The following is a 12,954-nucleotide window of genomic DNA, read 5'->3' on the forward strand; positions in this document are numbered from 1 at the left end:
GGCCCGGCTGCAAGCCGGGCCTGAAGCCGCGCCGCGGTGTCCCGACGGCGCCGGTGGCGGCCTTACCAGACCGCGGCCAGCTTGACCCGCCCCGAGACGCTTTCGGCGATCTCCAGGAAGTGGTCCAGCGGTGGCGTGGCCAGCCCCGGCACCTTGGCCATGTCGTCCCAGCGCCTCAGGCGGATCGCATCCGGCGCGCCCGGCATGCTGGCGAAATCCACCGCCTGGCCCGCATCGAAGCTGCCCCCCTGAAGCGCCAGGCTGCGTTTCGAATCCGCCGAAAGCGTCGCTTCATACTGCGGCTCCACGTAGCAGAGGTAGCGTTTCGCCTCCACGTGCAGCCGGATCGGATCCAGTACCGCCGAACTGAACAACCCGCGCAGGAACGGCAGCACGAAGTACTGGTGCTTGTCGTCGATGCCGCGCAGGGTGGGCGTGTCCGGATGGTCCGCGATCAGGTGGCCCAGGTCGTGCAGCAGGCAGGCGGTGATCAATTGGGCATTGGCGCCGTGGCGCTCGGCCAGCGCCGCGGTCTGCAGCGCGTGCCGCAGGTGGCTGACGGATTCGCCATGGTAGGAACGGTGCCCGCGTTCCAGGAAAAGCTGTTCGATATCCTGCAAGGTCAAGGCCATGGTTGTCTCCTGAGTGGCCGCAAGGGGAAGAGGCGGGCAGTGATCCGAGGATCATCCGGCTGCCGGCGCCATCTCCAGAAAGCGCGCGATGAGTTGCACCGGTTGGCGCTCGCGCAGGCAGTACAGGTATTCATGCATCACGACGTCGGCGCCCTCGATGTCCAGGGCCGCCAGTTCGGGATGGGACGGGATTTCACGCGACGGGATCAGGCTGATGCCCAGCTCGCACAGGATCGCCTGGCGGATCGATTCGCGGCTGCCGATTTCCAGGGTGCGCCGCACCGATACGCCGGCGGCCCGCAGCGCCTCTTCGGTCAGCTGGCGCGTCATCGAGCCGGGCTCGCGCAGCAGCAGCGCGTGGTCGGCCAGGTCCGCCAGCGCCACCTTGCCGCGCCGCGCCAGCGGGTGGTCGCGATGCGTCACCACGCGGATCGGGTCGGCCGCGATCATGCGGCGGTACAAATGCTTGTCATCCATCAGAAACGAGGACGTGGCAATCTCGATGCGATAGTCATGCAGCGCCTGCAGCATGCTTTGCGAGTTGCCGATGGCCACGGTCAGGTCGATGCCGGGGTAGAGCTGGTTGTAGCGGCGCACCGTGTCCATGATGTAGTACGGGCCGGTGGCGCCGATGCGCAGGTTGCCCTCGCGCAGGTCGCTGGCGTCGCGCAGCCGGAAATCGATCTCGGTTTCCTGCTGCACCAGCTTTTCCACCATCGGCATCAGGCTGTGCCCGGCGTCCGACAGCCGCATGCCGCGGCCCTGGCGGTGGAACAGCTCGACGCCGTAACGCGACTCCAACTGGCGCAATTGCCCCGTCACCGTGGGCTGGCTCACGCCCAGCTGGGCGGCGGCCTTGGTGACGGTACCGCAGCGAGCCACGGCATAGAAGGATTTGAGTTCGGCGACGAGCACGGTGTACGGGGCCTGTAAATGGACGCAATGCGCAAGACCGCCAGTACACCAAAATAATTTGATGTTTTTATTACTGCATTTGCGCGAAGTGTCATAAACACTCAATACGCGCCTTCCATACTGCCTTCGTTCCCAGACCGGAGGCCCCATGGCCCAACAGCTCCAACGCGATACCAACACAGTTCCGACGGGCGCCGCGCCCCAGCCCGGAGCGCAGCGCGGGGGCTTTCTTTCGGTCAGCAATCTCGTCAAGCGCTTCGGCAGCCACACGGCGCTGTCGGATGTGTCGCTGGATATCCGCGCCGGCGAACTGGTGTGCCTGCTGGGCCCGTCGGGCTGCGGCAAGACCACGCTGTTGCGCGCCATCGCCGGGCTCGAGCGCCAGGACAGTGGCACCATTTTGCTGTCGGGCCGCGACATCTCTCATGCCGAGCCGCAGGAGCGCGACTACGGCATCCTGTTCCAGTCCTATGCGCTGTTTCCCAACCTGACCGTGGCCCAGAACGTGGCCTACGGCCTGAGCGGCAAGCGCGCCCATCGCAAGCACGTGGCCGACCGGGTCGAGGAAATGCTGACGCTGGTGGGCCTGGCCGGCGCTTCCCATAAATATCCGGGACAGATCTCCGGCGGCCAGCAGCAGCGCGTCGCCCTGGCCCGCGCGCTGGCGCCGTCGCCGTCCCTGCTGCTGCTGGACGAGCCGATGTCGGCGCTGGATGCCCGGGTGCGCGAACACCTGCGCATCGAACTGCGCGCGCTGCAGAAGCGCCTGTCCATCACCACGCTGATGGTGACGCACGACCAGGAAGAGGCCATGGTCATGGCCGACCGCATCGCGGTCATGAACGGCGGCGTCATCGAGCAATTCGGCACCCCGCGCGAGCTGTACCGCCAGCCGGGCTCGGCCTTCATCGCCGATTTCGTCGGCGAGGCCAACTGGCTGCCGTTCGAGCGCATCGACGCGCACCGCGCCCGCGTCGGCCGCCAGGAGCTGGCGGTGGACGAGGCGCTGGAGCGCAACACCGGCAAGCTGTTCGTGCGGCCCGAGGCGGTGCGCGTGAGCGTGGCGCGTCCGGAGCAATCCAACAGCATGCTGGCCGACGTGCTGGACGGCGTGTTCCTGGGCCGCGGCTACCGCCTGGCGCTGCGCCTGGAAGGCGTGCCCGGCGCCACCGTGCACTCGATCGTGTCCCCCGAAACCGGAGACGCCCTGCTGGGTCCTCACGCTGCCAGCCGTTGCTGGGTGGAGCTGCCGCGCCATGCGATTCGCGCCTACGCTTGATCCGGCCTCGAGCCCCGCTCCCGCCGCCATGTCCGTGCCCGCCGACACGTCCGCCGTGCCCGTCGCCCCGTCATTGGGCCGCCGGCCGCTGCCCGCCTGGGTCGGCGCCTTCGGGCTGACGCTGGGGCAGGGCGCCCTGGCGCTGGGCCTGGCGCTGTTCCTGGCCCTGCCGCTGGTGGCCATCCTGGCCAAATCGGTCACCGACGCCAATGGCGACTGGGCCGGCCTGTCGGTGGTGCTGGGCATCATCGGCGCCGATGGCTTCCTGAGCATGGTCGGGCGCAGCCTGACCGTGGGCGTGGTCACCATGATGCTGGTGGTGCCGTGCGCCTACGCCTTCGCCTACGCCCTGACGCGCAGCCGCATTCCCGGCAAGGGCCTGCTGCGCACCATCGCGCTGCTGCCGCTGCTGGCGCCGTCGCTGCTGCCGGGCATCGCGCTGGTCTACCTGCTGGGCAACCAGGGCCTGCTGAAAGGCCTGTTTGGCGGCGCCACCATCTATGGCTTCTGGGGCATCGTGGTGGGCGAGGCGTTCTACACCTTCCCGCACGCGCTGATGATCCTGCTAACCGGCCTGACGCTGGCCGACGGCCGCCTCTACGACGCGGCGCGGGCCATGGGCGCGGGGCCGCTGCGCACCTTCATGACGGTGACGCTGCCCGGCACGCGCTACGCCGTGTTCTCGGCCTGCTGCGTGGTGTTCACGCTGACCGTGACCGACTTCGGCGTGCCCAAGGTGGTGGGCGGCGACTACAACGTGCTGGCGATGGAGGCCTACAAGGCGGTGGTCGGCCAGCAGAACTTCCCCAAGGGCGCCGCCATCGGCATCCTGCTGTTGCTGCCGGCGTTGCTGACCTTCGTGCTGGACCGCCGCCTGCGGGCCCGCCAGGGCGCCCAGTTGAGCGGCCGCGCCCAGCCCTACGCGGCCGGCGCCAACCGCCGGCGCGACACGGCCTTCCTGCTGCTGGCCGGCGCCATGGCCGGGTTCCTGCTGCTGATCATCGGCGTGGCGGTGTGGGCGTCGTTCGTGAAGATGTGGCCGTACAACCTGTCGCTGTCGCTGCGTTCGTACGACTTCGACAACATGGATGGCGGCGGCTGGCTGGCCTGGCGCAACAGCCTGGAACTGGCCTTCTGCACCGCGGTGATCGGCACGGTGGTGGTGTTCCTGGGCGCCTGGATGATGGAAAAGGTGCCGGCCCGCAGCGCCTCGGCGCGCGGCCTGCGCGGCGTGCTGGGCATGCTGGCGCTGATGCCGATGGCCGTGCCGGGGCTGGTGCTGGGCCTGGGCTACATCTTCTTCTTCAACGGCGCCGCCAATCCGCTCAACGTGCTGTACGGCACCATGCCGCTGCTGGTGCTGTGCACGGTGGTGCACTTCTACACCAGCGCGCACCTGACTGCCGCCACCGCGCTGAACGCGCTGGATCCCGAGTTCGAGGCCGCCTCGGCCTCGCTCAAGGTGCCGCGCCTGACCACCTTCCTGCGCGTGACGCTGCCGATGTGCCTGCCGGCCGCGCTGGACGTCGCCCGCTACCTGTTCGTTTCCGCCATGACCACCGTGTCGGCCGTGGTGTTCCTGTACAGCCCGTCCACGGTGCTGGCCGCCGTCGCGGTGCTGAACATGGACGACGCCGGCTTCATCGGCCCGGCTGCCGCCATGTGCAGCGTGATCATGGCCAGCTCGGCGGTCGCCGCGCTGCTGCTGCACCTGGCCAGCCGCGCCCTGGTGGCGCGCAGCCAGGCCTGGCGCCGGCCCGCGGCCCTTTGATTGAATATTCTGCAAGGAAGACCCTCATGACTGTTTCGACTCTGCCCGTCCGCCTGGAAGCGGTGATCTTCGATTGGGCCGGCACGCTGGTCGACTTCGGTTCGTTCGCGCCGACCAAGGTGTTCGTCGACGCCTTCGCCGAGTTCGGCATGGAAGTCACGCTGGAGCAGGCCCGCGGCCCGATGGGCGTGGGCAAGTGGGACCACATCCGCGCGCTGTGCGACGAGCCCGCCATCGCCAATCAGTACCAGGCCCAGTTCGGCCGCCTGCCGACCGACGACGACGTCACCGCGATCTACGAGCGCTTCCTGCCGATGCAGCTGGACAAGGTGGCGCAGTACTCGGGGGCCATTCCGGGCGCGGCCGAGCTGCTGCGCGCGCTGCGCCAGCGCGGCCTGAAGATCGGTTCGTGCTCCGGCTACCCCGGCAGCGTGATGCGCCGCGTGGTGGAACGCGCCGCCGGCGAAGGCCTGCAACCCGATTGCATCGTCGCCAGCGACGACGTGCCGCGTGCCCGCCCGGCGCCGGCCATGGCGCTCAAGAACGTGGTGGAGCTGGGCCTGGCGGACGTGGCCGGCTGCGTCAAGGTCGACGACACCGCCCCCGGCATCGAGGAAGGCCGCCGCGCCGGCATGTGGACCGTCGGCCTGCTGCTGTCGGGCAACGCCGCCGGCCTGACGCTGGACGAGTACCTGAGCCTGGACGACGACGGCCGCCAGGCGGCCCGCGAACGCGCCGGCCGCGAGCTGTCGACCGCCGCGCCGCATTACCTGATCGACACCGTGGCCGACCTGCCCGGCGTCATCGCCGATATCGAATCCCGCCTGGCGGCGGGACAGCGACCCTGAGGCTGCGACCGCCGACCCTGAATCCTCCTTTTTTCGCAACACACCGCGGCGGGCATCCGCCGGCCGCGGCGACCCGACTCACCCTTTTTCCGCTCACCCACGGAGTACCTTCATGAAACGCTTCACGCTGCTTGCCCTGGCCGCCGCCTTCGCCGGCATCACCGGCGCCGCTTCCGCCGAGACCACGCTGACCGTCTACACGGCGCTGGAAGCCGACCAGATCAAGGCCTACCAGGCCGCCTTCGAGAAGGCCAACCCCGACATCAAGATCCAGTGGGTGCGCGACTCCACCGGCATCATCACCGCCAAGCTGCTGGCCGAAAAGGGCAACCCCAAGGCCGACGTGATCTGGGGCCTGGCCGGCACCTCGCTGGGCCTGATGGACAAGGAAGGCATGCTGCAGCCCTACGCCCCCAAGGGCCTGGACCAGATCGCCGCCAACATGCGCGATGCCAAGGCCGAGCCCACCTGGGTCGGCATGGACGGCTTCGCCGCCGCCATCTGCTTCAACACCGTCGAAGCCGAAAAGCAGAAGCTGCCCAAGCCCGAATCGTGGCAGGACCTGACCAAGCCGGTCTACGCCGGCAAGATCGTCATGCCGAACCCGGCCTCGTCGGGCACCGGCTTCCTGGACGTCAGCGCCTGGCTGCAGATCTTCGGTGAAGAGAAGGGCTGGGCCTACATGGACGCCCTGCACAAGAACATCGGTTCGTACACGCACTCGGGCTCCAAGCCTTGCAACATGGCCGCCGCCGGCGAGTTCCCGATCGGCGTGTCGTTCGACTACCGTGCCGCCAAGCTCAAGGCCGACGGCGCGCCGGTCGAAGCCGTGTTCCCGTCGGAAGGCCTGGGCTGGGAAGTCGAAGCCACCGCCATCGTCAAGGGCACCAAGAACCTGGAAGCCGCGCGCAAGCTGGCCGACTTCTCGGCCAGCCGCGAAGCCAATGAGCTGTACAAGACCAACTTCGCGGTGCTGGCGATTCCCTCGATCGCCACGTCCAACCCCAACCTGCCGGCCGACCTGACCAAGCGCATGATCAAGAACGACTTCGTCTGGGCCGCCACCAACCGCGATCGCATCATCGCCGAGTGGACCCGCCGCTACGACGGCAAGTCCGAGCCCAAGAAGAAGTAATCGGGCCACCGCGGCGGCCACGCCGCCGCGGCAGGGAAGGCGCCCGGGCGGGCGCCTCCCGCGCAACCTTTCTACCTCGCTTTCCAAATGAAAAAATTCGACGTAGTCGTGGTCGGCGCCGGCATGCTCGGCATCGCCCACGCCTGGGCCGCCGCCAAGCGTGGCCTGTCCGTGGCCGTGATCGAACGCAGCCGCCAGGCGCATGGCGCGACCATCCGCAATTTCGGCCAGGTGATCGTCACCGGCCAGGCCCCCGGCATGATGCTGTCGCACGCCCAGCAGGCGCGCGAGCTGTGGCTGGATCTGGCGTCCAGGGCCGGCTTCCATGTGCGCGCCAACGGCGCGCTGGTGCTGGCGCGCGACGCCGGCGAAGCCGACGTGCTGGACGAGTTCGCCCAGACCCGCCTGCAACAGGAAGGCTACCGCGCCGAACTGCTGTCGGGCCGCGAGGTGGCCAAGCTGTACGACGGCCAGCTGGCGCACCATTGCGCCGCGCTGCGCGGACAGGACGACCTGCAGATCTATTCGCGCGAGGCGCTGCCGGCCATCACGCGCTACCTGGCCGAATCGCTGGGCGTCGCCTTCATCACCGGCACGCTGGCGCGCGCCGTCGAGCAGGGCCAGGTCGCGACCACGGCGGGCGACTTCGCCGGTTCGCACGTGTTCGTCTGCCCCGGCCACGATTACCTGACGCTGCTGCCCGAGCGGTTCGCGCCGCTGAACCTGGAAGTGACGCGCCTGCAGATGCTGCGCGCGGCCTTCGAGACGCGCCCCATGGCGCTGGACCGTCCGCTCTTGACCGGCCTGTCGTGCGTGCACTACGGCGCCTTCTCGGACCTGCCGTCGGCGCTGGCGCTGCGCGACCAGATCCAGGCGCGCACGCCGATGCTGCTGGAAAACGGCATCCACCTGCTGATCAGCCCCACGCCCTATGGCGAGCTGATCATCGGCGATTCGCATCGCTATGGCCAGGATGCCTTCCCGTTCAATGACGAGGCCGTCGACAACGCCATGCTGGACCTGGCGTCGCAGGCGCTGGGCTCGCGGCTGCGGGTGCTGGAACGCTGGCAGGGCGTCTATGGCACGCATGGCCCGGCGCCGTTCTCGGTGATGCCGGTGGACGCCGCCACCACCGTGGCGGTGATGCACTCGGGCGTGGGCATGACGGTCGGGCTGGCCATCGGCGAACGCACGGTCGCCGGGGCGCTGGGCCGCTGACCGCGCGCCGCCTAGGCGGCCCCGGCAGGGCGAAAAAAAGGGCTCGCGATGGCGAGCCCTTTTTCATGCGTGTGGTGGCCTCAGAGCCGCTCCTGCATGATGCGGCGGTACCACTCGTGGAAGTGCTGCATGCCGTCTTCCATCGGCGACTGGTAGGGGCCGGTCTCGTTCACGCCGCGCAGCATCAGGGCCTTGCGGCCGGCGTCCATGCGCTCGGCGATCTCGTCGTCCTCGATCGCCGTTTCCATGTAGGCCGCGCGCTGCGCCTCGACGAACTCGCGCTCGAAGGCGGCGATTTCCTCGGGGTAGTAGAACTCGACCACATTGACCGTTTCCTGCGGGCTCTTCGGGTACAGCGTCGACAGCACCAGCACGTGCGGATACAGCTCGATCATGTGGGTCGGGAAATACGTCACCCAGACCGCGCCGAAATCGGGCGCGTCGCCATCGCGGAACGACAGCAGGCGGTCGTGCCATTGCTTGTAGACGTCCGAACCCGGCTGGGCCAGCGCGTTGTGCACGCCGACCTTCTGCAGGCTGTACCAGTCGTTGAACTCCCAGGTCAGGTCGTCGCAGGTGACGAAGCGGCCCAGGCCCGGGTGGAACGGGCCGACGTGGTAGTCCTCCAGATACACCTCGATGAAGGTCTTCCAGTTGTAGTTGCACTGGTGCACTTCGACGTGGTCCAGCACGTAGTCGCCGAAGTCGAACTCGGGCCGCGCGAACAGCGGCGCCATGTCGGAGGCCGGATCGCGCGGGCCTTCGAACAGCAGGCCGTGGCAATCGCGCAGGCGGAACTTCTGCAGGTTCATGCAGGGCGTGGTGTCGAACTGCGGCGCGCCCAGCAGCTCACCCTGGTTGTTGTAGGTCCAGCGGTGCAGCGGGCAGACGATGTTGCCGCCGGTGGCCTTGAGGCTGCCGTGCGAATTGCAGTGGCCGGTCACGTCGCCGGCTTCGCCGCCCAGCATCAATGCCTGGCGGTGGCGGCAGACATTTGAGATGAGTTCAACGCCTTGCTGGTTGCGAACCAGCACGCGCCCTCCATTTTCCTGGGCCAACGTGCGCCAATCCCCGATTTCGGGCACCAGTTTCTGATGGCCGACGTACAGCGAGGATTGCTTGAAAATGAATTCTTGCTCGCGGGCAAAGAGGGCTTCGTCAAAGTAAGCACTGACGGGTAGCTGGGTGCGAGCTGGCACAACATGTGCCATCCGACCGATGTCGGTCATGATTCCCTCCGCTCGGATGAATATTTCCCCCAACGCCGTGCCCACTCAGTACTGCGTACGCGGTGGGCGGGCTGCCCTCAATGGGGGCCTCTTTCTTGGGGCGGCCCGGCGTTAAAAAGCCAGGACGGCTTGAGCTTCACCACGCCCTAGCTGTTCGGAAGGGGATGGCTAAATCCGTTCTGGCGCGAAGAAAAATCGGTGTCTGGCCGATCAAGTAAGCCGTGAATTGTACCCCAACCCCATTCCCCCCGCCCGTGAAGATCGGTGAAGCTTGGTGAAGATTCGGCCCCCGCGGTTTGAGTCCGCGCAAATCGTGATTAACCCTTCGCTCCGTAGGTTTTTCAGACCAGTCTGCGGGTGGCGGGATGGCGTCGCAACAGCCAGCTGCTGGCCGCCGACAGGGCGAACACGGCCAGCGTCAGCAAGGGCACGACCCAGGCGTCGCGACGCCCGCCGCCGATGGCGCCGGCCCGGTGCGCCACGTCCAGGAACAGCGGATGGATCAGGTAGACCCCGAACGTCAGCGGCGCCAGCGAGGCCAGGCGCGGCAGGCGCGGCGACGAGACGATCCATTGGAACGCGGCCAGCGACATGAATGGCACGGTCAGGCTGAAGTAGTCGTAGAAGTAGGTATCCAGTGTCCGCGAGTTGGACATGGCGTACACGCCCAGAGCCGTGGCCGCGACGCTGGCGCCAAGCATCAGCGCGGGGCGCGGCACCCGCAGCTCGCCATCGAATATCTGGCGGCCGGCGACGAAATAGCCCAGGTAGGGCAGGAACCAGGTCAGGAAGAAGCCGGGCTGGGCGCCGAGCGCGCGGCGGTACAGCGCATCCAGGATGGCCAGGCCCAGGATGCCCACCACCCACAGCGAACGCGAGCGCGGCGTGCTGCGCACGTACAGCAGGCGCACCAGCGGCGCGAACAGGTACAGCCCCACGATCATGTACAGGTACCAGAGGTGGTAGTAGGGCTCGCCCTGGGCGACCTTGCGCGGCCAGAACGAAAAGTCGACGTGGCCGTCGTCCCACCAGTCCAGTCCCGTGCGCCAGGCCAGGTAGAAGAGGGTCCAGAACAGCAGCGGCGTGCAGATCCGCGCCACCCGCTTGCTGTAGAAGCGCCGCGCGTCCTGCGGTTTGTCGGGATCGAGCAGCAGGGCGCCGCTGACCATCACGAACACCGGCACGCACCAGCGGGCCGCCGAGTCATACAGATTGGCGGCCAGCCAGGCGCCGTTGCCATAGGCCGACGGGTCGCTGACGATCAGGGCGGCGCTGTGCAGCAGCACCACCGCCGCGGCGGCGAGCCAGCGGGCGGCATCCAGCCGGGCGTAGCGGTCATCGGTCAGTGGCATCGGGCTCCCAGGTGAAGGTGTGGCGGGGGCGGGCGCGGCGGCCATCCTCGCTTTTCACCTTAGCAGCCGGGGCGATGCGGGTTCTGTATCCAGGGGTTAGGGGGCGCATGAAAAACCGACAGGGCCTGCAAGGCGCTGTCGGTCGCTGGCCCCGCGGGGCCAAGGGTTCGCGGGCGGGCGCGGCGCCGCGAACGTTTTGTCACGAAACGGATGCAGCCGTCATTGCAGGACGATGTTGGCCTGCTTGATCAGCTGCGAAACGATGGGCTGTTCGCTCTTGACCTGCTTGTCCAGTTCGGCGGCGCTGCCCGAGCGCGGCTCGATCCCCATGTCGAGCATGCGCTTTTTCACGGCCTCGTCCTTGAGCGTCTCGGCCAGGGCGGCCTGCAGCTTGTCCAGCACCGGCGCCGGCGTGCCCTTGGGCGCCACGAAGCTGAACCAGGCGGTCATGTCGAAGGCCGGATAGCCTTGCTCGGCCAGCGTCGCCAGCTTCGGCTCGGTGGCCAGGCGGGTGGGGCTGGTGATCGCGAATACCTTGACCTTGCCGGCCTCGGCCTGCGGCATGCCGGTGGCGACCATGTCGAAGAACAGGTCCACGTCGCCGCTGATCAGGGCCGGCAGGGCCTGCGTCGCGCCCTTGAACGGCACGTGCAGGATGTCGACGCCGGCGCGTTCCTTGAACAGTTCGCCCGCCAGGTGCGACGAGGTGCCGGCGCCGAAGGTGGCGAAGGTCAGCTTGCCCGGATTCTGCTTGGCGTAGGCGACCACGTCCGCGGTGCTGTTGAACGGGCGCTTGGGGCTGGACAGCAGCACCAGCGGGCCGATCCCGACCATGCCGATGGGCGCGAAGCCGTCGGGATCGTAGGGCAGCTCTTTATACAGGTAGCGGTTGGTGACCAGCGTGGAGTTGGTGGCCATCAGGATGGTGTAGCCGTCCGGCGCTTCGCGCGAGACGAAGGCGGCGCCGATCGAGGTGCCGGCGCCGGCCTTGTTCTCGACGATCATGGGCTGGCCCAGCGTCTTGGCCATGCGTTCGGCCAGCACCCGCGTCAGCACGTCGGTGGCGCCGCCCGCCGGGAACGGCGAGACCACCTTGATCGGGCGGGACGGGTAGGTATCTGCCTGGGCGCCCAGCGCGGCGAGGCTGAGCAGTAGACCCGCCAGGAACGGGTAGCGCTTGCGAATCATGTTTTCCCCTTGAAATCGCGTGCTTGAGAGTGGTCGGCCGGGCCCGGCTCGGCCCGGTCCGCCTGCCGGTGAGGGCGGGGGCGGGCAGGGCTTGCCAGGTCTTCATGGATCATTTAAATTCCGTTAATTGGAATTTAATTTTGTTATTCGGAATAAACTATAAAAACGAAGCGAATAGAAATGCAATCTTTTTCTGACCCCAAGCGCATCCCCCACCCCGCGGCCAAGCCCGACCAGAAGCTGGCGCTGAGCGCCCCCGCGCGCCGCAAGCGCGCCGGCGCCGTGGGCGAGGGGCCGGTGTCGCCCGACTTCATCACCGCCCTGGCGCGCGGCCTGGAAGTGCTGCGCTGCTTCCGGCCCGGCGTCGCGGCGCTGGGCAACCTGGACCTGGCGCGCCTGACCGGCCTGCCCAAGCCCACCATCAGCCGCATCACCTACACGCTGACCGAGCTGGGCTACCTGCGCTATCACCCGGACACCGGCAAGTATTCGCCGGGCTACGGCGTGCTGGCGCTGGGCTTCGGCCTGTTGGCCGGGCTGGAGGTGCGCGAACTGGCCAAGGCCTCGATGACCGACCTGGCGCGCGAGACCGGCGGCGCGGTGGCGCTGGGCGCCTTCGACGGCGACGCCATGACCTACGTCGAGGCCATCCACGGCTCGTCCGCCCTGTACCTGCGCCTGCCGGTGGGCTACCGCGCCAGCCTGGACAGCGCCATGGGCCGCGCCTACCTGGCCAGCCTGCCGGCGGCGGCCTGCGCCGACGTGCTGGAGCGGCTGGGGCCGGCCGCGCCGGCGCCGGACGCCATCGAGCGCGCCCGCGCCGAACTGCGCGACACCGGCTGCTGCTTCGCGATCGGCGAGTGGCAGTCGGGCATCAACGCCGTGGCGGTGCCGTTCACGTCCATCACCGGAGAGGGCGTGTTCGTCATGAGTTGCGGCGGTCCCGAGGGCCTGCTGCCCGAGGCCGGGCTGCGCACCCAGGTGGCGCCGGCGCTGCGGGCCGCCATCGCGGGCCTGGCGGGCGCTCCGGCCTGAGCGCGGCGGCGCGTCGTGGCGGGGCCGTGGTATCTCGTACAATTCACGGATTGATCCACCCCTAGTGCCCCCGGAGGCCCGTTTGGCCAAACCTTCACAAGCCGATCCGCAGACCGACGACCGTCCCTTGCCCCAGGATTTCGAAACGGCCCTGGCCGAACTGGAATCGCTGGTCGCGGCCATGGAAGACGGTTCGCTGCCGCTGGAGCAGTCGCTCGCCGCCTACCGGCGCGGCGTGGCCCTGACGCGCGTCTGCCAGGAACGCTTGGCCCAGGCCGAACAGCAGGTCAAGGTCCTGGAGGGCGACTTGCTGCGCCCGCTGGATGCCGCGGCGCTGGATGACGAATAAGAA

The 12,954-nt window shown here is 68.2% G+C and carries 12 protein-coding genes; 7 read left to right on the top strand and 5 right to left on the bottom strand.

All coding sequences use genetic code 11. From position 1 onward, the window contains the following. Positions 1-62: 62 nt before the first annotated feature. Together AC1HFW_RS01735 and AC1HFW_RS01740 are read right to left on the bottom strand one after the other, a co-directional pair. Positions 63-632, bottom strand: coding sequence for a phosphonate degradation HD-domain oxygenase (locus AC1HFW_RS01735; protein ID WP_006393698.1), 570 nt, complete (start codon positions 630-632; stop codon positions 63-65). Between the two features lie 51 nt (positions 633-683). Further along, a complete protein-coding gene (locus AC1HFW_RS01740; protein ID WP_006393699.1) occupies positions 684-1,547 on the bottom strand; it encodes a LysR family transcriptional regulator in 864 nt (287 codons plus the stop codon). A 148-nt stretch (positions 1,548-1,695) separates the two neighbouring features. Between AC1HFW_RS01740 and AC1HFW_RS01745 the strand changes: the two genes are divergently transcribed. The 5 genes from AC1HFW_RS01745 (at position 1,696) to AC1HFW_RS01765 (ending at position 7,798) form a co-directional block, all read left to right on the top strand. After that, entirely contained in the window at positions 1,696-2,826 is a 1,131-nt protein-coding gene (locus AC1HFW_RS01745) for a putative 2-aminoethylphosphonate ABC transporter ATP-binding protein (RefSeq protein ID WP_479281587.1), read from the top strand. 28 nt (positions 2,827-2,854) lie between these two features. Next, positions 2,855-4,597: a putative 2-aminoethylphosphonate ABC transporter permease subunit gene (locus AC1HFW_RS01750; protein ID WP_428993858.1), complete on the top strand. Its 1,743-nt coding sequence runs from the start codon at positions 2,855-2,857 to the stop codon at positions 4,595-4,597. Positions 4,598-4,623: 26 nt separating this feature from the next. After that, a complete protein-coding gene (gene phnX, locus AC1HFW_RS01755) occupies positions 4,624-5,445 on the top strand; it encodes a phosphonoacetaldehyde hydrolase (protein ID WP_061072061.1) in 822 nt (273 codons plus the stop codon). Between the two features lie 112 nt (positions 5,446-5,557). Then, on the top strand, positions 5,558-6,580 hold the full coding sequence (locus tag AC1HFW_RS01760; protein ID WP_054433374.1) for a putative 2-aminoethylphosphonate ABC transporter substrate-binding protein: 1,023 nt from the start codon (positions 5,558-5,560) through the stop codon (positions 6,578-6,580). An 87-nt stretch (positions 6,581-6,667) separates the two neighbouring features. Further along, positions 6,668-7,798 carry a TIGR03364 family FAD-dependent oxidoreductase gene (locus tag AC1HFW_RS01765; RefSeq protein WP_479281588.1) on the top strand — a complete coding sequence of 377 codons (1,131 nt, stop codon included), beginning with the start codon at positions 6,668-6,670 and terminating at the stop codon, positions 7,796-7,798. Between the two features lie 80 nt (positions 7,799-7,878). Here AC1HFW_RS01765 and AC1HFW_RS01770 read toward each other — a convergent pair whose 3' ends face one another. From AC1HFW_RS01770 to AC1HFW_RS01780, 3 genes are all read right to left on the bottom strand, one after another. Beyond that, complete coding sequence (locus tag AC1HFW_RS01770) at positions 7,879-9,027, bottom strand: aromatic ring-hydroxylating oxygenase subunit alpha (RefSeq protein WP_479281589.1); 1,149 nt, start codon at positions 9,025-9,027, stop codon at positions 7,879-7,881. Positions 9,028-9,368: 341 nt separating this feature from the next. Further along, positions 9,369-10,379, bottom strand: a complete 1,011-nt coding sequence (locus tag AC1HFW_RS01775; protein ID WP_116521242.1) for an acyltransferase — start codon at positions 10,377-10,379, stop codon at positions 9,369-9,371. A 219-nt stretch (positions 10,380-10,598) separates the two neighbouring features. Beyond that, entirely contained in the window at positions 10,599-11,567 is a 969-nt protein-coding gene (locus AC1HFW_RS01780; RefSeq protein ID WP_006393708.1) for a Bug family tripartite tricarboxylate transporter substrate binding protein, read from the bottom strand. A 180-nt stretch (positions 11,568-11,747) separates the two neighbouring features. On the opposite strand from AC1HFW_RS01780, the gene AC1HFW_RS01785 reads away from it, so the two are divergent. After that, positions 11,748-12,602: an IclR family transcriptional regulator gene (locus AC1HFW_RS01785; protein ID WP_479281590.1), complete on the top strand. Its 855-nt coding sequence runs from the start codon at positions 11,748-11,750 to the stop codon at positions 12,600-12,602. An 82-nt stretch (positions 12,603-12,684) separates the two neighbouring features. Then, a complete protein-coding gene (locus AC1HFW_RS01790; RefSeq protein ID WP_006393710.1) occupies positions 12,685-12,951 on the top strand; it encodes an exodeoxyribonuclease VII small subunit in 267 nt (88 codons plus the stop codon). Positions 12,952-12,954: the final 3 nt, after the last annotated feature.

This window comes from Achromobacter sp. ISS7 (genome assembly GCF_056523125.1).